The organism is Agromyces sp. NPDC055520 (assembly GCF_053619715.1).
Genome location: NZ_JBSHJY010000003.1, coordinates 73493 through 93943, shown reverse-complemented (window position 1 = coordinate 93943; position 20451 = coordinate 73493). Strand labels below are relative to the sequence as shown.

The window sequence follows — 20451 nt, the reverse complement described above, 5'->3', positions numbered from 1 at the left end:
CGTTGGGGCGTGATTGTGCTTCAGGCGGTGAATCCGGCGTGGCTCTCGGGGGCCGCTGATCAGTGCGCGCACGGCGAGGTGCAGTTGCGAGTCGGGGACAAAGACCTGGTCAGCTCTGATGATGGTGAGCTGACATTGACGGCGGCCGGTCTGTTTCTCTTGCGCACGCTCGAGGCGAACTACGAGCCGGGCGGGGAGCTTGCGGACCAAAATCAGCTGCTTCCGCACTGCGGATTCTTCGTCTATCCCGACGGCGACCGGTGCAGCATCAGCGGCTGCACGCAGGGAGTCGATCTGGCGGTCGTCACAGTTGGCGACTTCGTCACGCTTCGTCGGGGGGAGGTCACTGCGGTCACGACGCGTGCGCAGTGACGTGATGCGGTACTCAGCTTCGCGTGTCAGGTCGAAGCATTCCACGAGCGATCTCCGAGCAGGGAGACCGTCGCCGACCCGTTCGAACGAGAGGGCTGGCAGATGTTCTGGCAGGAGTGGCATCGGAGCGTGCAAACAGCAGTTGCTCTCGCGGCGGCCGAGGGAAAGAGTCAGTGAGCGAACCTGGATGGCGCAGTACGCGCTCGCGCAAGTGACCGAGTGGACCATGAAGGTGCCGCTCGTCGCGAAGTCCCAGGTGCGCATGCTCGCCGAGGGCGTGACGGATGCCGCGCCGCCCGCGGCATCCGTGCCCGACGACTTGCGGCCGCGGCGCAGGCTCACGGCCGAGCAGATTCGGGCGAGTCTGCCCGAGGCCGGGCGGTTCGGGTGGCGGGACTTGCGGGTCAGCCGCTGACGACGTTCGTGCCCCCAGTTCGGGGGCGAGTGCCGCCTGGCGATGCGAAGTCGACATCGGAACCGCCATCATGGGCGTCGAGCCGTTGAGGAAGACAGCCCGAAACAGCCAGCCCTGCCCCGCACAAGAGAGACCCGACGTCATGTCCACGACCCCGCCCGAAATGCCCCCTGTCGCTGTGACAGACCTCGCGCCCATCGAGGCCATCACACTGGAAGCGGAGGTCACCGACGAGGTCGCCACGCGCGACATCACGAAGGCGGTCAGCGCTCGTCACTCGATCGCTCGCAAGTATGTTGTGCGACTCCGCCGCCGGCGTCCAGACGCGACGCCCGCCGAGGTGATCCGGATGCTTGAACGAAACTACGCCACCGCGATCACGACCGCGGGTGCGGTCATCGCGGCAGGCGCGATCGCGGCCGATGTCGCGATTGCGATGATTCCCATCGCTGGGCCCGCCACAGCCGGTGTCAAGAGCGCAGGCCAACAGGCGGCGAAGAAGGCGAGCAAGGAGGCTGCGAAGTCGGCCGTGAAAGTGGCCGCGAAAGGCATGGCACTGGGTGCCGCGAAGAATGGCGCTCAGCAGATCGCAGGACTCTTGCCTGCGGGCGATGAACAGCTGCAGTTCGAGATCACCGCGATCTTCGGCCTCGCAATCGCCGACATCCACGGAATGGATCTCGACCAGGCTCAGGCCCACGCCCTCGTTTACGGTTTGACGAACGAACGCGTCAGCCAGCAGCAGATCGCGATGATGGCAACGGACATCGCAACCGTGTCTGCAGGAGGCGTCGTCGATGTCGGACACCGTGTCGCTGCTGGCCGCACCGATTGGTCGCACTGGGCGAACACGCTCGCCGACACGCTGCCAGGAGGCGCGGCGCAGAGCCTCGTCCGAACCATCCAGACAGGTCAGCTGGATGCCGTGCGCGAGAATCTGAGCGGGAAGCAGCAGGCAACGATCGAGTACGGGGTCGCCGCCCTGGCAGGCGGCGTCACACGCTTCGCGTTCGGTCGCGACGTCATCAATGCCGCCCGGGTCGCGTTCGCGGATGCCCCGGAGGAGTTCCCAGCCCACCTCACCAGTGCCGTCAAGGCAACGTCCGCCACCAGCGACATGGAAGCCGAGCCCAACCGCGCTCTCGCAGCTCTGGAGGACGCCGCGACGGCGACGGGAAGCTGGATCGCCGACACTGCCGGCACTGTGGGAGGCGGCGTCGCGAGCGCCGCCGGCTCGGTCACGCGCCCGTTCCGGAGCGTCGACCTCGACGGGGATGGGATCCCGGACGAGCCACGAGCCCTCACCACCGTCAAGAACGTGAGCGGGAGCGTCGCGGGTCTGTTCAAGCCGAAGAAGCGCGACATGCAACCGGCAGGGGCACCTGCGTCCGACGAGGAAGCGGCCGGACAGTAGCCCGAGGACCAATCGTGAAGCATCCCACCGCCATCATCGCCACTCTAGCCGTCGCCTCGGTCTACCTCCTGGCCGGATGCTCGAGCAGCGACGAGGGCATCGACAACTACGAACAAACCGAGCTCGAGCCAGTCGAGGTCGCCCCCGAGCCGCCCGTCGAGTACGTCGAACCAGCTGTCGAGCGGTGGGAATGCTACTGGGACCCGACCATGAACGACGACTGGCACGACGACTACATGTGCACCAACGGCAGCGCGTACGACCGCCCCTACCTGATCCCCGATGACTCGTTCGTCGAACAGTGGGAGATCGACGAAGCTGCATCCGCATACGAAGCCGAGCTGAACCTCTAACAGACGGATCTGCGGGTCGCCGCCATTCGTAGGCCCTTCGCTACCGTTCGCACACCTCGGCCGCTGCATACCCGACGACGACCCCAGCCTGTTCGTGAGTCACCTTGACCTCGCTCACCAACAGCTTGCTCGCCTCGGCAGAGTCGTCGTTGACGTTCTCCAGAAGCAGGCAGACGGTCAATGCCAAGTCGTTCAGTGATTCGTCTGACTGACCAGGAAAAGCCCCTCGCATGTCGTCGAATGATGGTGCGGAGGTGCACCCGGCGAGCGCAACGATCACCAGGGCGGCGACGGGCAGGGCGACTGATCTCACGGAACGAGCATGGCACGGCTCGACATTGAGGGCCTTCTGGCTCAGTCTTCCGGCAACGGTCCATGAGCTTCGCTATGCGGAGGCCCTCAGCGGCTCGAGGGCGGCGAGGATGAGGTCGAGGCCGAACATGAACTCCTCCGCCGGGTCGTAACCGGCGGCGACGAGCCCCGCGGCGGACTCATTGAGGTACGGGAACTCGTCAGGAGGAAGCAGGGGCAGGTAGACGTCCTCGGTCATGTCCGCGAGTTCGTCGGCGGTGTCGAACGGCAGGCTGGCTGCCTGCAGGGCGTAACCGTAGACATAGCTGTTGAGCAACCAGTTGGCGTGCGTCGCCGTCAGGACCGAGAAGCCGGCCCTTCGCAGGCAGGCGGTGACCGCTTCGCGGTGGCGGAGGTTCGCAGGCCCCGGCGATGTCCGCGACTCCATCAGGCTGATCGCCCACGGGTGGCGTGCGAGAACCTGCCGGGCGGAGAGCGCCTCCCGTCGCATCGCTGACTGCCAGTCGGTATCTTCGGGCGGGAGTTCGATCTCCTCGAACACGATGTCGATCATGGCGTCCAGCAACTCCTCCTTGCTCGCCACGTAGCGGTAGAGCGTCATCGCCCCCGCGTCGAGCTCGCCGGCCAGCCGGCGCATACTCAGCCCGTCGACACCGTCGCGGTCAGCGAGCCGGACCGCCTCGACCGCCACTCGTTGCTTGCTCAGTCCCGCGTCTGACGCGACCTGGCGTTGTTCCATCGCAGACACGGGTCTCCTCGTTCTCTCGACCGACTTGACAAGCGTACAGCGTACGCGCCATAGTACATCGTACGCGTACACCGTACGCGTACGATGCACGCAGCCAAACCCGCCGCCACTCCGGCGGACGGACCGCTCTCGTGAAGGAAGAACCGATGACCAACCGAACGAACACCCCGAACCTGCTCGACAACTCGCCGGTCCCGGTGCGGGCCAAGATCGCCGCCGCGTGGGCCAGCTTCATGTTCCTCTACGTCTACGTCGACGTCCTCAACTTCTACAAGCCCGGCGTCGTCGACGGCATCCTCAACGGCCTCGTCTGGAGGTTCGACGTCAGCCCGACGTTGTTGACCGTCATGCTCGCGTCCGTGGCGATCCCCGCCCTGATGGTGATGCTCTCCATGACGCTGCCCGCCCGCGTGAACCGCACCACGAACCTCATCGTGGCATCGCTCTACATCCCCTACTCGGTCTTCAACGCGGCAGGGGCGACCTGGGAGTGGGCATTCTTCTACGGCATCTCCATCGGACTCGAGGTGCTGCTGCTGGCCTTCATCCTGCGCTCCGCCTGGACGTGGCCTCGACGATGAGGGGATGATTTCTGACGACGGCGGGTGAAGACTGGAGCTGCGCATCGCTCGCCGTTCAACAGGATTGCGCGTCGCGCCTCTCATGAAGAAAGGCAATGACATGGCCCAGATCATCGAGCCCGAGCCTCCCTACAAGGTCGGGTACTTCGTCGGCAGTCTCGCTGAATCATCGATCAATCGAACCCTGTCGAAGGCGCTGATCCGCCTGGCGCCGGCCGGGCTCGAGTTCTCCGAGATCCCGATCCGCGACCTGCCGCTCTACAGCTACGACTACGACGGCGACTTCCCGCCGGTCGCACGCGCGTTCAAGCAGGCCGTGAAGGCGTCCGACGCCGTCTTGTTCGTGACCCCCGAGTACAACCGTTCGATCCCCGGGGGGCTGAAGAACGCCATCGACTGGGCAAGCCGTCCGTGGGGGCAGAACTCGCTCACCCGCAAGCCCTCAGCCGTGATCGGCGCGTCGACCGGCCACCTCGGCACTGCGGTAGCCCAGCAGAACCTGAGGAGCGTGCTTTCGTTCTGCGACTCACCGCAGATGAACGCGCCAGAGGCGTACATCCAGATGACGCCGGGTCTCATCACCGACGACGGGGAGGTGACGAACGACGGCACCGCCGCCTTCCTGCGCAACTTCATGGACGAGTTCTACATGTTCATCGAGCGGGTGCTGACGGTGGTGCCGAGACCGGAGCACTGAGCGGATCCGCACGTCCTCGGTGTGACGCGTCATCGGAGTAAAGCGGTGCGACGACGTTATCGGAGTCACGGGTTGCCATGCGAAATGCCGCCGGACGCGGCATCCACTCACCCGCCGTCACTCGGTGAGCGGCATCCCGATGGCCTCCGCGAGCGCGTCGGCGATGTAGACCGCCGGATCCGAGCATGGGCCGGTGGTGCGCCCTCCGGGCGTGGTCGGGGCGCCATCCGGGCACTCCCCCGACTTGATGTCGCTGTCGACCATGACGATGAGGGTGGTGCCCGACTCGGGGTGGTGCTGCACGACGGTGTTGTAGCCGGGCAGCTCGCCGGTGTGGCCGTACCAGCCGAGCGCCAAGCCGAGGCCGAGGCCGTAGGCGCGGGCCGCTGACTGCGCGCCATCAGAACCGTCGGGAAGGTACACCGGCACGTCGAAGTCGAACGAGTCGAGGCGCTTGGCCTGCCACTCGGGCGAGAGCAGTCCCTCGCCCGTGACCAGCGCCTCACCCCAGACCAGCAGGTCATCGAGGTCGGAGATCATGGCGCCGGCCGACCAACCCCACGAAGGATTCCAGTCGGTGGCCTCGACCGGCACGCCGTCGTCGGTTCCCTGGGTCGTGTAGCCGCTGGCGTGCGGCTCGGGGAACGCGGCATCCGTCGGGAACTCGGTGGCGGCCAGACCCAGGGGCTCGATGATCTGCTCTCGCATGACGTCTTGGATCGGCTTGCCGGTGACCTGCTCGATGACCATGCCGAGCAGCACGGTGTTCGTGTTGGAGTAGAAGGTCTTGGCGCCCGGGGCGTACATCGGCTCAACGCCCTTCACGAGGTCGACGAGGGCCTGCGGCGTCCAGACGTGGTTCGGGTCGCTGAACAGCGTGTCTTGGAACGACTCGTTGAACGTGTACGAAGGGATGCCGCTGCGCATCGCGGCGAGTTCGTAGAGCGTCGCATCGCCGTTCGGCATGCCGGGCACGTACATCTCGATCGGATCGTCGAGCGAGATGTCGCCTCGTTCGGCGAGCTGCATCAGCGCCGTGACCGTGAACGTCTTGGTGACGCTGCCGACGCGCTGGTTGACGTCGGCGGTCATCGGCACCGTCTCATCCCAGTCCTGGAAGCCGATCGTGGCGGCCCACGTGCCCTCGGACGTGCGGATCGCCATGACGGCGCCCGGCGCGCTGACGCCGCCGAACGCATCGGTCGCGGCCGCGCCGAGTTGTTCGGTGGTGGCCGCGTCGAGCCCGTCTTCGACGACGGTGAGGCTGCCGTCAGAACCGTCGCCGGCGGTGGATGTCGCGGATGGCGAGCTGCTGCCCGGTCCGATGCTGCAGGCACTCAAAGCGGCGATGACGATCGCGCCGAGCGCGAGTGTCAAGAACCGTGTGCGGCTGGCGTTGCTCGACATTCAAATCCCCCGTCGTTCGGCCCCCGGCTGTGCTCACTCTATGAGAGAGTCGGCCAGGCTGCGAGGAGATGCGCTCAGCCGCACCGTGCACCGCGTCTACCGCACCAGCTGCGCCGCCTCGTCGAGATGCCCGAGCTTGTTGGGGTTCGCGATCGAGAAGATCCGCGTGATCTTGCCGCCCTCGACTTCGAAGCAGATCGCACCGGCGAGCTCGCCGTCGACCTCGCCGCGAATCGCGGGGTGTCCGTTCACCCACGTCGGCCTCGCCTCGAACGGCAGCCCGAGCTTCGCGAGACCGCCGAGCAGGTAGCGGGCGATCTTGTCGGCACCGTGGATCGGCCGGAGCGCGGCACCCTTCACGAGCCCGCCACCGTCGGCGACGGAGACCACGTCGGGTGCGAGGACGTCCATCAGACCTTGCAGGTCGCCCGAGTTGACCGCCGTGAGAAACCTCGCGACGACGGCTTCCTGCTCGGCACGCTCGACCGCGACCCGCGGGCGCCGGGCGGCGACGTGATCCTTCGCCCGGTGGGCGATCTGCCGCACGGCCGCCGGCGACTTGTCGACCGCCGCCGCGATCTCGTCGTATGGCACGTCGAAGACCTCCCGCAGCACGAACACCGCGCGCTCGGTCGGGCCGAGCGTCTCGAGCACCGTCAGCATCGCGATCGACACGCTCTCGGCGAGCTCGACGTCGTCCGCGACATCCGGACTCGTGAGCAGTGGTTCGGGCAGCCACTCCCCCACGTACGACTCGCGCCGCCGCGACATCGTGCGCAAGTGGTTCAGTGCCTGACGGGTCACGATGCGCACGAGGTAGGCGCGCGGGTCGCGCACCTCGTCGCGCGCGACATCCGCCCACCGCAGCCAGGACTCCTGCAGCACGTCTTCGGCGTCGGCCGCAGAGCCGAGCATCTCGTACGCGACTGTGAAGAGCAGGCCGCGGTGGGTGACGAACGGATCGTCGGTCATGATCACGAGCCTATGACGTCGGTCGCGACATCCGACCGACTGGCAAGCGGTGGCAGTTCGCACGCGTCCGCATACCCCTCGGAATGGATGCCGAGCGCCAGGTTCATGCGCGAGCTCATGTTCATGAACGCGACCTTGGCGGTGAGCTCGATGAGCGCGGCCGGGCCGAGCGCGTCGAGCAGCGCGGCCGACAGCTCATCGGTGACGGCGGGCGGGGTCTGGCTCATCGCCTCGGCGTATTCCATGACCTGTCGTTCGAGCGGCGTGAACACGGATGCCTCGCGCCAGACCGGCACCTGCCGCGCCTTCTGTTCGTCGAGGCCCTCGTTGTGCGCCTTGTAGTAGTTGAAGTCGAGGCACCAGCTGCAGCCGATGTACGCCGCCGTCGCCATCCCCGCGTAGCTCGCGAGGTTCGCGTCGAGTTCGTCGAGCGCCTCGATCTTGCGGCCGATGCCCATCGAGGCGCGCATGAGCGCGGGGTGGTGCGCGAGCACGCCCATCGAGTCGGGCACCCGGCCGATCATGCGACGGGCCGCGACCTTCACGATCGCGCCGAAGACTCCGGTGAGCTCGGTCGGCGGGATGCGGGTCTGGGTGGTCATCGTGTCCTCCTGCGGTATCGACGGCCAGGGGTTCGGTTCCCGGATGATCCGTCGACATGAAGACACCGGATGTCGCGTGGTTGTGACATCCCGGTGCGGAAGAGTTCGAGGTCACACCGCGGGCGCAGCGGCGACGTCGGCGGCGACGAGGTCGGCGTTCAGCGCACCGGCCACGAGCGACCCGAGCCCCAGCGAGACCGAGACGTTGGCGCGCACGTTCACGACGTTGCCGACCGCCCACACCCCGGGCACCGAGGTGCGCCCGTCGTCGTCGATCTCGACCCAGACGCCGAGGTCGCCCTCGGTCGTCGACGCCCCGAGCGAGCGCAGCAGCGCGTCACGCGGGCGCATCGTCGGCCCGGTGAAGACCACTCCCACGTCGACGATGCGCCCGTCGACCTCGACACCGGTCACGCGATCCGCTTCGATGCGAAGCGAGTCGACGACACCGGATTCGACCCGGATGCCACGGCGGACGAGGTGGTCGATTTCGGTGACGGATGCTTCGCCGACGACGTTCTCGAAGTACACGACGTGATCCGACCACTGGCGAAGCAACTGGGCCTGCCCGATGCTGCGCGGCGAAGTCGCCACGACGCCGATGACGTCGTCACGGTGCTCCCATCCGTCGCAGTACGGGCAGACGACGACGCCTCGCCCCCATTGCTCGCGGAATCCGGGGATATCGGGCAGCACGTCCTCGAGGCCGGTGGCGACCAGGAGCCGGCGCGTTCGCAGCGTGCCGTGTGCGGTGTCGACCTCGATGACGGCCCCATCGACGCGCGCGGACTCGACCTCGTCGTGGAGGATTCGCACTCCGTATCCGGCGGCCTCGGCACGCCCGCGCTCGAGCAGCTCGAGCGGCGACATCCCATCGTGGCCGAGCACCCCGTGCATGTGCGCTGCCGTCCGGTTCCTGGGCTCGCCGGAGTCGATGACCGTGACGCGTCGACGCGCGCGACCGAGTGAGAGCGCGGCGCTGAGGCCGGCCGGGCCACCGCCGACGATCACGACATCGGTGAGATCCGTTTGTTCCTGTGCACTGGCGACCATGCGCCTCATGCTGGCGCTCTGCGCTCCGAACGGCAATACTTGTTGCCGCATCAGCAACGAGGGGCACATGGAGCAACGCGACGAACTGGCCGGCATCGGCGAACGGCTGCGCGCGATTCGCGAGTCCCGCGGCCTGACCCTTCGGGCCGTCAGCGAAGCCAGCGGCATTTCGACGAGCACACTGTCGCGGCTCGAATCGGGTTCTCGGCGTGCGCAGCTCGACCTGCTCATGCCGCTCGCGCGGCTGTACCGCCTGCCGCTCGACGACCTCGTCGGCGCGCCGGCACTCGGCGATCCCCGCATTCACCCGCGGCCGCGGCTGAAGAACGGCGTCGTGACGGTGCCGCTCTCGGGCGGCTCGGGTTCATGGGAGGCGTTCAAGCAGGTGCATCCACCGGCGCCCGAGAAGCCCATCCCCCAGTACGTGCACCCCGGCTGGGACTGGATCTACGTGATCTCAGGGCGGATGCGGCTGCTCCTCGCCGACGACGACCTCATCATGGAGGCGGGCGAGGCCGCCGAGTTCGACACCCGCGTGCCGCACGGGTTCGGCAATCCCGGCCCCGACGTGCTCGAGGTGCTCTGCCTCTTCAACGCGCAGGGCGCCCGGGTCCACACCCGGGCCTCCGTGTGACCACGACAGGCGCGATCACCCGAACAAGATGTCAGATGGCGCGGCCGACTGAAACCTCGCGGATCGCGTCGAGCACTGCCTGCAGGGCCGGCGAGTCGGCCTGACTCCGCCGATGCACCGCCGAGACCCCACGCGTCGACGCGGGGCGCACGGTCGGGATCGCCACGAGATCGGGATGCATCGGCGGCCGCCCCATGCGCGGCACGAGCGCGACCCCGAGGCCCGCGCGCACGAGCTCGAGGTGGTTCTCGAACTCCATCGACTCGTGCACGATGCGCGGCGCATTCGAGACGCCGTCGAACAGCCGTCGCAGCCACTGCCGGCAGATCGTCGAGTCGAACGTCGCGATCCACTCTTCTCCGGCGAGGTCGACGGGCGTCAGTTCGACGGCCCCGGCGAGCGCGAGCGGGTGATCCCGCCGCAGGATGACGTCGGCGACATCGGTGAACAGCGGCGTCTCGACGAGGTGCTCGGGCATCGCGAGGGCCACCCCTCCCCATCGATGCACGATGCCGAGGTCGCGCTGCCCCGATGCGACGAGCGCGATGGTCTCCCACGGTTCGCTCTCGCGGAGCGGCACTCGCAGCTCGGGATGCTCGGCGCGCAGGCGCGGGAGCACCTCGGTGAGGATGCCGCGCACCGCGGTCGAGAAGGCACCGATGCGCACCTCGCCGGTGACCCGGCGCTCGGCGCCACACGTGCCGGTGCTGCCGCCTGCGAGGTGCAGGTCTGCCTCGATGCGCTCGAGGTCGGCGAGCACCGTCGCCGACGAGGTGACGAGCTGCCGCCCGGCATCCGTCAGCACGACACCGCGCCCCGCCCGCTCGAGCAGCGCGACGCGAGTGCCGCGCTCGAGCCGCTTGATCTGCTGCGACACCGCCGACGGAGTGAAGCCGAGCGCGGCGGCCGCCGCCGCGACGCTTCCGTTCGTGGCCACCGATCGCAGCGCGACCACGGCTTCGAGATCGATCATGCAGCGATGCTACCGAATCAAGCGCAGAAATGGTCGCTGGTGATTCCGGATGCCTCGGGCGAGAGTAGATCTCGTGACGAGACGAGACATGCTCCTGGCCGCCGCAGTGGCGACCGTGTGGGGCTTCAACTTCGTCGTGATCGACTGGGGCATGACCGGCATCCCGCCGCTGTTCTTCGTCGCCGTGCGCTTCGGCGTCGTGGCGCTCGCGGCGCTCGTCGTGCCGCGCCCGCTCGCGAGCTGGAAGACCGTCGTCGGGGTCGGGCTGTTCATGTGCCTCGGCCAGTTCGGCCTGCTGTACACCTCGATGGCCCTCGGGCTGCAGCCCGGCATCGCGGCCCTGCTGCTGCAGGCCCAGGTCGTGCTGACCGTCGTGGTGGCGGCACTCGCGCTCCGCGAACGCCCGAACCGCATGCAGACGATCGGCGTGCTGATCGGCACCGTCGGGCTCGGCGTCGTGGCGTTCGGCCGCGGCGGCGACGCACCGGCACTCGCGGTCGCGCTGTGCCTGCTGGCCGCACTCTCATGGGCGATCGGCAACGTCGTCTCGCGCCGGGCCGGCCCGGTCGCGCCGGCGAAGCGCTTCGGCGCACTGTCTCTGACGGTGTGGTCGTCGCTCGTCGTGCCGCTGCCGGCACTCGGCCTGTCGGCGCTCATCGAGGGGCCCGACGCCATCGCCGCCGGTATCGCGGTGTTCGGCTGGCGGCCGATCATCTCCACGCTCTACACGGCCGGCCTCTGCACCCTCGTCGGCTACGCGATCTTCAACGCGCTGCTCGCGCGAAACCGCTCGGCATCGGTGGTGCCGTGGGTGCTGCTCGCGCCCGTGGTTGCGATGGCGTCCGCGGCTCTGCTGCTCGGCCAGGTGCCGAACGCGTGGGAGACCGTCGGTGGCGTGGTGCTCGTCGCCGGTGTGCTCGTCGCGAATGCGCCGGTGCGTCAGGGCGTGAGGTCGAGGAGCGGCGGCGGTGCCGGCGGATCGGGCAACACTTCGGAGCGAGCGCTGACGAACGGCGGGGCGGCGTGAGCCGGCGGCATCCACTCTGTCGACGGTCGCGTTCGAGGCGTCCGCGACATCCGGCCCCTCGTAGGCTGGAAGCGTGCCCCGACTTCATGCCGAACCCGACCTCTCCAAGTGGGTGCCGATCACGGACTCCCTCGGGTTCCGCGGCCGCCGCCATCGCAAGGCGGCGATCAGGATGCTGCTCGCTCAGGTTCGAGGGCCGGGCGCCGCGCCGTCGGGCGCCGGCAGTGGCTTCAGCGCCTGGGCGATGAGTCAGGCGGTTCCGTTCCTGATGCGCAAGGCGGCGGGGCGGGTGCTCGTGTGGGTCTGGAAGGCGGAGCCCGAGCTGCTCGTCGTGATGGCACAGGTGCAGGAGGCGACGCCCCAGCTGCGGATGGCGCGGGCATCGATGCCGATCGAGTACGACGACACCGAAGAGTTCCGCGGCAACTACCTCGGCGTCGGCGAGAAGCTCGCGATGCCGTTGCCCGAGGGCGGTCGCCCGCCGTTCGCCACCTACACCTGGGATCTCGGCACGCACGTCGTGAGCGTGACCGCCGTATGCAGCGATCGCGAACGGTTCGGCACCGTCATCGGAGCCGTCGACGAACTCGCACGCGGCCTCCGCGTCGTCGACGACCTCACCGTCGGAGAGTCGGCCACGGTGCTGCGCATCGATCCGGCCTGAGGGCGGCGCGGCACCGGCACGGACGGGCCGCTCGACGGTCGACGCTCACTGAAAGTGCCGCGGCTCAGCCCCGGCGCGGGGTCAACCGGATCACCGGGATCTCGCGATCGGTGATGCGCTCGTACCGCGCGAAGCCCGGCGCCAGGGTCGTGATCTTCTGCCAGGCCGCATCGCGATCGGCACCGTGCAGCTGCTCCGCCGTGACCTCGATGCGTCTGCCGGCGTATTCGATGCGCACCCGGTCGGGATGGGCCGCGACGTTGTAGTACCAGGCCGGGTTGCGGGGGGCGCCGTTCGCCGAGGCGGCGATCAGTCGAGTTCCCCCATCGCCTGCGAACCATCGCACCGGGGTCATCCGCTCTTGACCGGTCTTCTTTCCGATCGTCACGAGCACCAGCTTGTTGCCGCTCCGATCGCCCTTGCGACGCAGCCGCTGAGCCATTCGCAGGTTCGCCCACCGTTCGATACGGTTGCGTCCGGGCTGGCGTGCTCCGCGGGTTCCGTTCGCCGTGTCGAATGCCATGACGTTCGCCTCCCTGAGGTGCGATGCGTACCTCAATCATCCCGCGAACAGGCGCCCGCGAACCAGCACCCACGTCCCGAATCCCGGCGGGTCCTCTGCACTCGTGAGCGTTGACGCGCCGCGCGCACGGGCGTAGACCTGAGACATCCGTGAAGGAGGTGCCACATGGCGAAAGATCTCTTGGTCACCCTCGAAGACCAGCCCGGCGAGGGGGCTCGACTCGGCGAGGCGCTCGGCAATGCGGGCGTCAACATCGAGGGCCTCTGCGCGATCATGGAGGGCGGCCGGGGCGCCGTCCACCTGCTCATCGACGATGTCGCGGGCGCCACGGCGGCGCTCGAGCGTGCGGGCATCTCGGTCGACGCCGTGACCGACGTCATCGTCAGCCCGGCGCTGCCCGACCCCGACCTCGACACGCCGGGCGTGTTCGGCGGCATGGCGCGCGCGCTGGCCGACGCGGGCATCAACATCTCGCTTGTCTACGTCGCCTCCAGAAACCGCGTCGTGCTCGCGACGAGCGACAACCAGCGGGCGACGCAGCTGCTGCAGTCGATGATGTAGCGGCGCGGCGCGGCGTGGCGTGGCGCCGCAGTGCGGCGCCGGCGCGGCGCGGCGCGGCGCGCTATGGTCGCGCGTCGATGATCTGCTCGAGCACTCGCTCGTAGGCGCCCGGGCCGATCGAGATCGCGCCGGCGAACGGGCGATCCGTGTCTGCCGTGACGAAGATGACGAGGCCGATGAACACCGCGAGCAGGCCCGCCATGAGCAGGTGAAGGCGCCGGTTCGTCACGTGGATGAACGCGATGAGCACCGCGTTGACGGCGGCGCCCACCCAGATCACCACCCAGAAGAGGGGCGGCAGGGCGAGCGCGGTGGCGTCGATCCGCGCCCGGCGCGCCTCGATGAAATCGTCGAAGATGGCGAGCGCCTGCTCGAACTCGGCCTGATCACCACGGGTTTCGGCCTCGACGGTGTGCAGGAGCCGCTGGAGGTCGTCGACCTGCACGTCGCTCGCCTGGGGGAGATTCCCCATCGCCTGCTCGGGGAAGTCGACCTCGATGACCGAGTGCATGTATGCGTCGAGTACTTGCTGCATCTCGTCGCCGTGCTCGTCGGGCAGCCCGCTGGACGCCCGATAGAGCGCGCCGACCAGACCCGCCTCCTCGATCGTCGCCTGGCGGGTGGAGGCGAAGTTCTCATAGACCGAGACCGCGACGAGCGCGAGCAGGATTCCGAAGAACACGCCGAACGTGCCGATGACGTGCCCGAGGGCGTGGTCCCACTCCTTCGTGTCGGTGACGAGCCGGTTCACGACCGGACGGAGTGCGATGACGATCAGGCAGGAGGCCGCGACGAATCCGCCCACGAACAGTGGCAGCGTGATCAGGATGCTCGTGCTGTAGAACCAGTCGACCATGCGCGCTCCCCCACCCCGGCGCGAGACGGGCGGCTTCGCCCGTCGGTGTCGCTCAGCCTACGGAAGGCACGCGGTCGCCCGCCATCCCCAATCCGCGATCCGACTTCACGATCGATGTCGAATCGAGACGGCACCGTTCGTGGCAATGGTGAGAGGCTGACCACGAGGGTCGGCGCGACCGGGCCGATGAGGGTCGGCTCGAGAGGACACGATCATGAAACTGGTCACCAACACCCAGATCACCGTCGACGGCGTGATGCAGGCCAACGGCGGCAACAACGCCGAACTCGACCCCGGGTTCGACCGCGGCGGCTGGGCGCTGCCGCTCGGGGATGAGGAGTCGCTCGCCTACATCGGCGACTTCTACCTGCGCGCCGACGCGTTTCTCTTCGGCCGCCGCACCTACGAGCTCTTCGCGGGCTACTGGGGGGTGCAAGACGATTTCGACAACCCGTTCGTGAGTTCGCTGAACTCGCGCCCGAAGTTCGTCGCGTCGAACACGATCACCGACCCGCAGTGGGCGGGCACGACCGTGCTCCCCGGCGCGCGGGAGACCGGCGGCGAGGCCGGCGGCGAGGCCGGCGACCTCGAGGCCGCCGTGCGCGAACTGAAGGCCGCGCCGGGCGGCGAGCTGCAGGTGCACGGCAGCGGTCAGCTCATCCGCTGGTTGCTCGAACGCGAGCTCGTCGACGAGATGACGCTGATCGTGTGCCCCGTGATCGTCGGTGCGGGCACGCGGTTGTTCCCCGAGAACGGAAGAGACTTCGCACTCGAACTGGTGGAGTCGCGCACCTTCCCGAAGGGGATCCAAGCGCAGACCTTTCGGCCCGTCGGCCGGCCGCAGTATGCGTAGGCGCCCCGGCGGCGCCCCGACCGGCGCTGCAGCCGGCGGCTCGCGCGAGAATGTCCCTGAACCCCACGTGGAGGTGTGAGATGCAATACCTGGTTTCCGTGATCGACAGCACGACCAACTCGGGCACCGCCGAGGAGGCGCTCGCGATCGACGACTTCAACGACCGATTGCGCGCCGGCGGGCACTGGGTGTTCGCAGCCGGTCTCGCGGCGCCGAGCGCCTCGACCGTGATCGACGGCCGGGGCGAGCAGCCGGTCTTCAGCGACGGCCCCTTCATCGAGTCGAAAGAGCACATGGCGGGCTTCTGGATCATCGACGCCCCCGACCTCGACGTCGCGCTCTCGCTCATGGCCGACGGCTCGAAGGCGTGCAACCGGCGCCTCGAGGTGCGACCGATGCTGTTCGAGTGAGCACTGCCGCCGAGCCCGCGCGCGCCGCACTCACCCGAGCGCACCACGAGGAGTGGGCACGGGTGGTCGCCTCGCTCGCGAAGCGCTTCGGCGACCTCGACCTCGCCGAGGAGGCGGCGGCCGAGGCCTTCGCGATCGCCGTCGAACGATGGCCGGCCGACGGCGTGCCGCCCAACCCCGGCGGGTGGCTCACCACGACCGCGAACCGCAAGGCGATCGACAGGATCCGCCGCGAGGCAAGGCGCGGCGAACTGCACCGAGAGGCACTGATGCTGACGGATGACGCGGGGCCCGAGCCGCTCGGAGTGATCAACGACGACCGCCTCAGGCTCGTCTTCGTCTGCTGCCATCCGGCCCTCGCGATGGAGGCGCGGGTGGCGCTGACACTGCGCCTCGTCGGCGGACTGACGGTGCCCGAGATCGCCCGAGCGTTCCTCGTGCGCGAAGCCGCGATGTGGCAGCGCATCACGCGTGCGAAGGGCAAGATCGCGGCAGCCGGCATCCCGTATCGCGTGCCGTCGGCGCACGATCTGCCGGCGCGCGTGACCGGCGTGCTCGCCGTGCTGTATCTCGTGTTCAACGAGGGCTACCTCGCGACCGGCGCCGACACCGACCCGGTGCGCGCAGAGCTGACCGCCGAGGCGATCCGGCTGACGCGGCTCATCCGTTCACTGCTGCCCGACGACGGCGAGGTGGCCGGACTGCTCGCGCTGATGCTGCTCACCGAGGCCCGCCGCCCCGCCCGGGTCTCGGCCGATGGCGAGCTCGTGCCCCTCGGCGAGCAGACCCGCGCGACGTGGAGTCGAGCGCTGATCGACGAGGGCCACCGGCTCGTGCGTGAGCGCCTGGCATCCGGAATCGCGCCCGGTCGCTACCAGCTGCTCGCCGCCATCAATGCCGTGCACACCGACGCGCGAGACGCGCGCGACTCCGACTGGTCGCAGATCGTCGAACTCTACGACCAGCTGCTGCGCCTCGACCCCTCGCCGATCGTCGCCCTCAATCGCGCCATCGCGGTCGCAGAACTCGAGGGGCCGGATGCCGCGTGGCCGATCTTCGATCGTCTCGCCGACGTGCTCGACGGCTACCACGCCTTCCACGCCGCTCGCGCCGAACTCCTTCGCAGACAGCAGCGCTTCGCCGAGTCCCGCGCGGCGTACGACCGGGCGATCGCCCTCGCCGGCAACACCGCCGAGACCGCCTTCCTCGCGCGTCGCCGCGACGAACTCGACCCGTAAGTGCATTCGAGCACCGAGCAGATCGCTGGAATTCGAGCCGACGTCAGAGGTGGCGAGTAGCTTCTCGGCTGAACCACCAGCATTCGATGAACGGAGTGACGATGTCAGAGGTACTGCTCTTCCACCACGCGCTCGGCCCCACCGAAGGGCTGTACGCCTTCGCGAACGAGTTGCGCGACGCGGGTCATGTCGTGCACACGCCCGATCTGTTCGACGGGCGCACCTTCGGCTCGATCGACGAGGGCGTCGCCTATGCCCGCGAGGTCGGCTGGGACGAGATCATGGCGCGCGGCGAGCGCGCCGCAGATGTACTGCCGAATGAACTCGTCTATGCGGGCTTCTCGCTCGGCGTCGTGCCCGCACAGAAGCTCGCCCAGACCCGCCCGGGTGCGCGCGGGGCGCTGTTCTTCTACTCGTGCCTGCCCGTCTCGGAGTTCGGAGCGTGGCCGGCCGGTGTCCCGGTGCAGATCCACGGAGCCGATGCCGACCCGATCTTCATGGACGAGGGCGACGTCGATGCTGCCCGCGAACTCGTCGCAACGGCCGATGACGCCGAGCTCTTCCTCTACCCGAGCGACCAGCACTACTTCGCCGACTCGAGCCTGCCGAGCTACGACACGGCCGCGGCCGCGCTGCTCACGCAGCGCGTGCTGGAATTGCTCGCGCGCGTCTGACGCGGCCGTGGGGTCGAGACGTGCCCCGCGACGAACCAGATGCAGGATGAGACGAAAGCCGGCCCTCTGTGAGCAAGTCGCCGGCGTCTCATCCTGTACGCACTTCCCGGCGGCAGCGAGCGGATGCCTCCATCGGGGATCGGGTTCTTCTCGATCGCGGGGGCGTCGCCTCAGCGCGACCCGGTGCCTACGCCCACCCCAACTCGCCGAGCCGCTTGTCGTCGAGCCCGAAGTAGTGCCCGATCTCGTGCACGAGCGTGATGCGCACGCGCGCACGCAGCGACTCGAGATCGACACTGTGCTCGGCCATGTTGTTCTTGAACAGGGTGATGCGGTCGGGCAGCTCGCCGTAGCCGTAGAACCCGCGCGTCTTCAGCGGGCGCCCGCTGTAGAGGCCGAACAGTCGCGGCCGCTCCCCGGGCGGCTGGTTCGCCACGAGGATCGCGACGTTCTCGAGCCCCCTGACCATGTCATCGGGCAACGCGTCGAACACCTCGCCGACCAGGCGCTCGAAGTCGTCGTCTGAGATTTCGACCATGTCCCCATTGTGCGCCGCCCCATTGTGCGCCTGCCGAGAGACGATGGATGCCGCGTGGCGCGGCTCGCCCGTCGGGCGTAGCGTGTGTTCGTGGCCGGGCGCGAGCGACACCTGCAGGGCGGGCCGTCGTGAGCGCCGAGGCATCCACCGGTCTCATGGCGACCGACCGCGACCCCTCGCGTGCCCACTGGATGGAACTGTTCTTCGACCTCATCTTCGTGGCGCTCGTCGGCCAGCTCGCCCATCCGCTGCACGCGCATCCCTCGATCGCGGGCCTCGTGCTGTTCACCGCGCTGTTCGCCTCGGTGTGGTGGTCGTGGGTCAACCTGACGTTCACGGTGAACATCATGCCGTCGCTCAGCCGGCGCCAGCTCGCGCTCGTGATGCTCGCCGCGATGTTCGCGGTCGGGGCCATCGCCGTCGCAGCGCCCGAGGCGACCGGCGAGCGGGCGTGGTTGTTCGCCGCGGGCAATGCCGCGCTGCGGCTCGTGCTGCTCGGCCTCTGGATCGCGCAGTCGTGGGGCGCCGGCACGGCGCCGCGCGTCCGTCTGCTCGTGTACAACGGCGTCACGGCGGTGCTCTGGTTCGCCTCGATCTGGCTGCCGAGCCCGTGGATCTTCGTGCTGTGGGGCGTCATCATCGTCGTCGAGGTCACGCTCCTCGTCACCTCGACGAGCAGTTGGGCGGCCCGGGTGCTGCCGCGCATGAATACCGAGCACCTCTCGGAGCGGTTCGGGCTGCTCGTGGTCATCGTGCTCGGCGAATCGGTGCTCTCGACCGTCGGCGCCCTCGACAAGAGCTGGAACGCCGCCGCCGGGTTCGTGGCGGCACTCGGCCTCGGCGTGATTTCACTGCTCGCCTGGTCGTTCTTCATGTACGGCACCGACGCGATGCGCGTCGGGCTCGACGAGCTTCGCGAGGCGGGCGACTACCGGGCGATCCGGGACACCGTCGCCTTTCTGCCGTTCCTCATCGTGGTCGGCGTGACGGCGATCTCGGGCGCGCTCGACGGCGCGATCCAGCACCCCGGCGACCCGCTGCCCCAGGCATCGGTCGTCGCGCTCAGCGGGGGCATCGCCGTCTTCTACGCCACGAACGCGATCATCTCGCTGCGCTTCGGCCGGCCGCTGCGCGCCGTGCTCGGCTGGGCGATCCCGGCGCTGCTGCTGACGATCGCGCTCGGATTCGCGGCATCCGTGCTCGATGCCGCGCTCGCGATCGCCGGCGCGCTTCTCGTGCTCGTGGTCATCGTCGCGACCTCCGAGATCGGCAACCGGCGCAAACGGCGCGTCAGCGCACCGCGGTGAGCGGCAGCGCGTCGCCGAGCACCGGCGCGAGCGCGAACCGCGCGGGCCCGAGGTAGCGGCTGAGCTCGGGGCGGCCGTAGCGGATCGGCACCGAAGCCGTGCCCTTCGCGGGGTACATCTCGTACTCGTCGCGCAGCGTGCCGAGGAAGTGAGGGCCGAGCGACGGGGCCGCGCCGGCGATCACGATCTCTTGCGGGTCGATCATCGCCGCGATGATGCGCAGGGCGCGTGAGAGCGCTCGCGCCCCGAAGCCCATGCGCTCACGGGCCTCGGGCGTCGACGCGAGCAGGCTCGTGTCGTGCTCGTCGAGCTCGTCGGTGTACGCGTCGCCGAGCATCGCGCTCATCGAGGTGGCCGATTCGAGGCATCCCGACAGGCCGCACCGGCAGGTCGTGCGTTCGCCCTCGAAGACGACCCGCACATGGCCGATCTCGCCGGCCCGACCGGTCGCGCCCGTCATGAGCGTCGCGCCGTTCGTGACGGCGGCGCCGACGCCCTCGCCGAGGTGGAGCACGAGACGGATCGCGCCGTCTTCGGCGTCGACGGCCTCGGTGAGCGCCTCGGCGTCGACGTCGTTCACGACGGCCGTGGGTGCGCCGATCGCAGCCTCCATCAGCCCGGCGAGCGGTACGCCATACCAGCCGAGCTGCACGCTGTCGACGACGACGCCGTCGGCCGTGACGCCGGGCACCTGCACGCAGGCGCCGAGGATACGCGGTTCGAGACCGTCGGCGAGCTCGCGGATCGCGTCGATGACGACCGAGACCTGCATACCGCCCGGCACCTCGAGTCGACGGCTGACGACCGTGCGCCCCGCGAGGTCGATGAGCGCGGTGTCGACGGCTCGCGTGCGCACGACCGCGACCAGGATGAGGTAGGCGTCGCCCGCGACCTCGAGGCGCGTCGCGCGCTTGCCGCCGGTGCTCTCGGCCGGGCCGGTCTCGGCGACGAGGCCCAGCTCGATCAGTTCGGCGACGAGCGACGACGCCGTGGCCGAGGTGAGTCCGGTGCGTCGCGCGATGACCGCCCGCGTGACGGGGGCGGGCTCGCGGGCGATCAGACCGAGAGCGGTGAGCAGGTGGCCGCGGCGGATCGCCGCTTGCGCGTCGATCGGGCCCGTGCGCGCGAATCGGTGCAGCAGCTCGTGCTTGCGCGTTGCTGCGGACTCGCGCGGCGGGCCGTCGGTGGTGCTCGCGCTACTCACGCTCATCGTCTCCTCGATCGTGCCGGGCCGACTCGGATACTCCGCCTGCACGAAGACATCTTG

General features: G+C 68.9%; 26 protein-coding genes. 15 read left to right on the top strand and 11 right to left on the bottom strand.

Annotation, left to right across the window (positions count from 1 at the left end):
* Positions 1 to 9 precede the first annotated feature (9 nt).
* From ACWGST_RS03035 to ACWGST_RS03020, 4 genes are all read left to right on the top strand, one after another.
* Entirely contained in the window at positions 10 to 372 is a 363-nt protein-coding gene (locus ACWGST_RS03035) for a hypothetical protein (protein ID WP_452045164.1), read from the top strand.
* Positions 373 to 559: 187 nt separating this feature from the next.
* Complete coding sequence (locus tag ACWGST_RS03030; protein ID WP_452045163.1) at positions 560 to 787, top strand: hypothetical protein; 228 nt, start codon at positions 560 to 562, stop codon at positions 785 to 787.
* A 142-nt stretch (positions 788 to 929) separates the two neighbouring features.
* Positions 930 to 2201 carry a hypothetical protein gene (locus ACWGST_RS03025; RefSeq protein WP_452045162.1) on the top strand — a complete coding sequence of 424 codons (1272 nt, stop codon included), beginning with the start codon at positions 930 to 932 and terminating at the stop codon, positions 2199 to 2201.
* Between the two features lie 14 nt (positions 2202 to 2215).
* Positions 2216 to 2554 carry a hypothetical protein gene (locus ACWGST_RS03020; protein ID WP_452045161.1) on the top strand — a complete coding sequence of 113 codons (339 nt, stop codon included), beginning with the start codon at positions 2216 to 2218 and terminating at the stop codon, positions 2552 to 2554.
* Positions 2555 to 2594: 40 nt separating this feature from the next.
* Here ACWGST_RS03020 and ACWGST_RS03015 read toward each other — a convergent pair whose 3' ends face one another.
* Together ACWGST_RS03015 and ACWGST_RS03010 are read right to left on the bottom strand one after the other, a co-directional pair.
* Positions 2595 to 2867, bottom strand: coding sequence for a hypothetical protein (locus ACWGST_RS03015; protein ID WP_452045160.1), 273 nt, complete (start codon positions 2865 to 2867; stop codon positions 2595 to 2597).
* Between the two features lie 72 nt (positions 2868 to 2939).
* Complete coding sequence (locus ACWGST_RS03010; protein WP_452045228.1) at positions 2940 to 3605, bottom strand: TetR/AcrR family transcriptional regulator; 666 nt, start codon at positions 3603 to 3605, stop codon at positions 2940 to 2942.
* 155 nt (positions 3606 to 3760) lie between these two features.
* Between ACWGST_RS03010 and ACWGST_RS03005 the strand changes: the two genes are divergently transcribed.
* Entirely contained in the window at positions 3761 to 4195 is a 435-nt protein-coding gene (locus ACWGST_RS03005; protein WP_452045159.1) for a DUF6326 family protein, read from the top strand.
* A 100-nt stretch (positions 4196 to 4295) separates the two neighbouring features.
* Entirely contained in the window at positions 4296 to 4892 is a 597-nt protein-coding gene (locus ACWGST_RS03000; protein ID WP_452045158.1) for an NADPH-dependent FMN reductase, read from the top strand.
* 117 nt (positions 4893 to 5009) lie between these two features.
* Here the strand turns inward: ACWGST_RS03000 and ACWGST_RS02995 are convergent, their stop codons facing one another.
* The 4 genes from ACWGST_RS02995 to ACWGST_RS02980 all read right to left on the bottom strand — a co-directional run bounded on the left by ACWGST_RS02995 (position 5010) and on the right by ACWGST_RS02980 (position 8926).
* A complete protein-coding gene (locus ACWGST_RS02995) occupies positions 5010 to 6299 on the bottom strand; it encodes a serine hydrolase domain-containing protein (protein WP_452045157.1) in 1290 nt (429 codons plus the stop codon).
* Positions 6300 to 6395: 96 nt separating this feature from the next.
* The gene (locus ACWGST_RS02990; protein WP_452045156.1) at positions 6396 to 7271 is read right to left on the bottom strand and encodes an RNA polymerase sigma-70 factor; all 876 of its coding nucleotides are present in this window, start codon (positions 7269 to 7271) and stop codon (positions 6396 to 6398) included.
* Positions 7272 to 7273: 2 nt separating this feature from the next.
* Positions 7274 to 7873 carry a carboxymuconolactone decarboxylase family protein gene (locus ACWGST_RS02985; protein ID WP_452045155.1) on the bottom strand — a complete coding sequence of 200 codons (600 nt, stop codon included), beginning with the start codon at positions 7871 to 7873 and terminating at the stop codon, positions 7274 to 7276.
* Positions 7874 to 7984: 111 nt separating this feature from the next.
* Positions 7985 to 8926 (bottom strand): NAD(P)/FAD-dependent oxidoreductase, encoded by a 942-nt coding sequence (locus ACWGST_RS02980; RefSeq protein ID WP_452045154.1) that lies wholly within the window; start codon positions 8924 to 8926, stop codon positions 7985 to 7987.
* A 67-nt stretch (positions 8927 to 8993) separates the two neighbouring features.
* Between ACWGST_RS02980 and ACWGST_RS02975 the strand changes: the two genes are divergently transcribed.
* The gene (locus ACWGST_RS02975) at positions 8994 to 9560 is read left to right on the top strand and encodes an XRE family transcriptional regulator (protein ID WP_452045153.1); all 567 of its coding nucleotides are present in this window, start codon (positions 8994 to 8996) and stop codon (positions 9558 to 9560) included.
* Between the two features lie 31 nt (positions 9561 to 9591).
* Here ACWGST_RS02975 and ACWGST_RS02970 read toward each other — a convergent pair whose 3' ends face one another.
* Positions 9592 to 10533, bottom strand: a complete 942-nt coding sequence (locus ACWGST_RS02970; protein ID WP_452045152.1) for a LysR family transcriptional regulator — start codon at positions 10531 to 10533, stop codon at positions 9592 to 9594.
* Between the two features lie 73 nt (positions 10534 to 10606).
* On the opposite strand from ACWGST_RS02970, the gene ACWGST_RS02965 reads away from it, so the two are divergent.
* Both ACWGST_RS02965 and ACWGST_RS02960 read left to right on the top strand, forming a co-directional pair.
* Positions 10607 to 11560, top strand: coding sequence for an EamA family transporter (locus tag ACWGST_RS02965; protein WP_452045151.1), 954 nt, complete (start codon positions 10607 to 10609; stop codon positions 11558 to 11560).
* A 73-nt stretch (positions 11561 to 11633) separates the two neighbouring features.
* Complete coding sequence (locus tag ACWGST_RS02960) at positions 11634 to 12224, top strand: hypothetical protein (RefSeq protein ID WP_452045150.1); 591 nt, start codon at positions 11634 to 11636, stop codon at positions 12222 to 12224.
* A gap of 64 nt (positions 12225 to 12288) precedes the next feature.
* Here the strand turns inward: ACWGST_RS02960 and ACWGST_RS02955 are convergent, their stop codons facing one another.
* Positions 12289 to 12747 (bottom strand): nitroreductase/quinone reductase family protein, encoded by a 459-nt coding sequence (locus ACWGST_RS02955; RefSeq protein ID WP_452045149.1) that lies wholly within the window; start codon positions 12745 to 12747, stop codon positions 12289 to 12291.
* A 165-nt stretch (positions 12748 to 12912) separates the two neighbouring features.
* Between ACWGST_RS02955 and ACWGST_RS02950 the strand changes: the two genes are divergently transcribed.
* The gene (locus ACWGST_RS02950; protein ID WP_452045148.1) at positions 12913 to 13308 is read left to right on the top strand and encodes a hypothetical protein; all 396 of its coding nucleotides are present in this window, start codon (positions 12913 to 12915) and stop codon (positions 13306 to 13308) included.
* A 61-nt stretch (positions 13309 to 13369) separates the two neighbouring features.
* Here the strand turns inward: ACWGST_RS02950 and ACWGST_RS02945 are convergent, their stop codons facing one another.
* The gene (locus tag ACWGST_RS02945; RefSeq protein ID WP_452045147.1) at positions 13370 to 14164 is read right to left on the bottom strand and encodes a bestrophin-like domain; all 795 of its coding nucleotides are present in this window, start codon (positions 14162 to 14164) and stop codon (positions 13370 to 13372) included.
* A 214-nt stretch (positions 14165 to 14378) separates the two neighbouring features.
* Here ACWGST_RS02945 and ACWGST_RS02940 point away from each other — a divergent pair, with 214 nt between their 5' ends.
* From ACWGST_RS02940 to ACWGST_RS02925, 4 genes are all read left to right on the top strand, one after another.
* Positions 14379 to 15017, top strand: coding sequence for a dihydrofolate reductase family protein (locus ACWGST_RS02940; RefSeq protein ID WP_452045146.1), 639 nt, complete (start codon positions 14379 to 14381; stop codon positions 15015 to 15017).
* A gap of 80 nt (positions 15018 to 15097) precedes the next feature.
* Positions 15098 to 15427 (top strand): YciI family protein, encoded by a 330-nt coding sequence (locus ACWGST_RS02935; protein ID WP_452045145.1) that lies wholly within the window; start codon positions 15098 to 15100, stop codon positions 15425 to 15427.
* Positions 15424 to 16665 carry an RNA polymerase sigma factor gene (locus ACWGST_RS02930; RefSeq protein WP_452045144.1) on the top strand — a complete coding sequence of 414 codons (1242 nt, stop codon included), beginning with the start codon at positions 15424 to 15426 and terminating at the stop codon, positions 16663 to 16665. Before ACWGST_RS02935 ends, ACWGST_RS02930 begins: the two co-directional genes overlap by 4 nt.
* Positions 16666 to 16766: 101 nt before the next feature.
* Complete coding sequence (locus ACWGST_RS02925) at positions 16767 to 17339, top strand: dienelactone hydrolase family protein (RefSeq protein ID WP_452045143.1); 573 nt, start codon at positions 16767 to 16769, stop codon at positions 17337 to 17339.
* Positions 17340 to 17526: 187 nt separating this feature from the next.
* On the opposite strand, the gene ACWGST_RS02920 is transcribed toward ACWGST_RS02925, so the two are convergent.
* Positions 17527 to 17877: a metallopeptidase family protein gene (locus ACWGST_RS02920; protein ID WP_452045142.1), complete on the bottom strand. Its 351-nt coding sequence runs from the start codon at positions 17875 to 17877 to the stop codon at positions 17527 to 17529.
* Between the two features lie 128 nt (positions 17878 to 18005).
* Between ACWGST_RS02920 and ACWGST_RS02915 the strand changes: the two genes are divergently transcribed.
* The gene (locus ACWGST_RS02915) at positions 18006 to 19184 is read left to right on the top strand and encodes a low temperature requirement protein A (RefSeq protein ID WP_452045141.1); all 1179 of its coding nucleotides are present in this window, start codon (positions 18006 to 18008) and stop codon (positions 19182 to 19184) included.
* Here the strand turns inward: ACWGST_RS02915 and ACWGST_RS02910 are convergent.
* Complete coding sequence (locus tag ACWGST_RS02910; protein WP_452045140.1) at positions 19168 to 20388, bottom strand: ROK family transcriptional regulator; 1221 nt, start codon at positions 20386 to 20388, stop codon at positions 19168 to 19170. The genes ACWGST_RS02915 and ACWGST_RS02910 overlap by 17 nt on opposite strands.
* Positions 20389 to 20451: the final 63 nt, after the last annotated feature.

Coding starts and splice junctions, on each gene's coding strand:
- ACWGST_RS02935 (WP_452045145.1), top strand. CDS start 15,098: ATGCAATACCTGGTTTCCGTGATCGACAGCACGACCAACTCGGGCACC.
- ACWGST_RS02990 (WP_452045156.1), bottom strand. CDS start 7,271: ATGACCGACGATCCGTTCGTCACCCACCGCGGCCTGCTCTTCACAGTC.
- ACWGST_RS02950 (WP_452045148.1), top strand. CDS start 12,913: ATGGCGAAAGATCTCTTGGTCACCCTCGAAGACCAGCCCGGCGAGGGG.
- ACWGST_RS02955 (WP_452045149.1), bottom strand. CDS start 12,747: ATGGCATTCGACACGGCGAACGGAACCCGCGGAGCACGCCAGCCCGGA.
- ACWGST_RS02945 (WP_452045147.1), bottom strand. CDS start 14,164: ATGGTCGACTGGTTCTACAGCACGAGCATCCTGATCACGCTGCCACTG.
- ACWGST_RS02925 (WP_452045143.1), top strand. CDS start 16,767: ATGTCAGAGGTACTGCTCTTCCACCACGCGCTCGGCCCCACCGAAGGG.
- ACWGST_RS03005 (WP_452045159.1), top strand. CDS start 3,761: ATGACCAACCGAACGAACACCCCGAACCTGCTCGACAACTCGCCGGTC.
- ACWGST_RS02985 (WP_452045155.1), bottom strand. CDS start 7,873: ATGACCACCCAGACCCGCATCCCGCCGACCGAGCTCACCGGAGTCTTC.
- ACWGST_RS02980 (WP_452045154.1), bottom strand. CDS start 8,926: ATGGTCGCCAGTGCACAGGAACAAACGGATCTCACCGATGTCGTGATC.
- ACWGST_RS03025 (WP_452045162.1), top strand. CDS start 930: ATGTCCACGACCCCGCCCGAAATGCCCCCTGTCGCTGTGACAGACCTC.
- ACWGST_RS02995 (WP_452045157.1), bottom strand. CDS start 6,299: ATGTCGAGCAACGCCAGCCGCACACGGTTCTTGACACTCGCGCTCGGC.
- ACWGST_RS03000 (WP_452045158.1), top strand. CDS start 4,296: ATGGCCCAGATCATCGAGCCCGAGCCTCCCTACAAGGTCGGGTACTTC.
- ACWGST_RS02920 (WP_452045142.1), bottom strand. CDS start 17,877: ATGGTCGAAATCTCAGACGACGACTTCGAGCGCCTGGTCGGCGAGGTG.
- ACWGST_RS02940 (WP_452045146.1), top strand. CDS start 14,379: ATGAAACTGGTCACCAACACCCAGATCACCGTCGACGGCGTGATGCAG.
- ACWGST_RS03010 (WP_452045228.1), bottom strand. CDS start 3,605: ATGGAACAACGCCAGGTCGCGTCAGACGCGGGACTGAGCAAGCAACGA.
- ACWGST_RS02975 (WP_452045153.1), top strand. CDS start 8,994: ATGGAGCAACGCGACGAACTGGCCGGCATCGGCGAACGGCTGCGCGCG.
- ACWGST_RS03030 (WP_452045163.1), top strand. CDS start 560: ATGGCGCAGTACGCGCTCGCGCAAGTGACCGAGTGGACCATGAAGGTG.
- ACWGST_RS02970 (WP_452045152.1), bottom strand. CDS start 10,533: ATGATCGATCTCGAAGCCGTGGTCGCGCTGCGATCGGTGGCCACGAAC.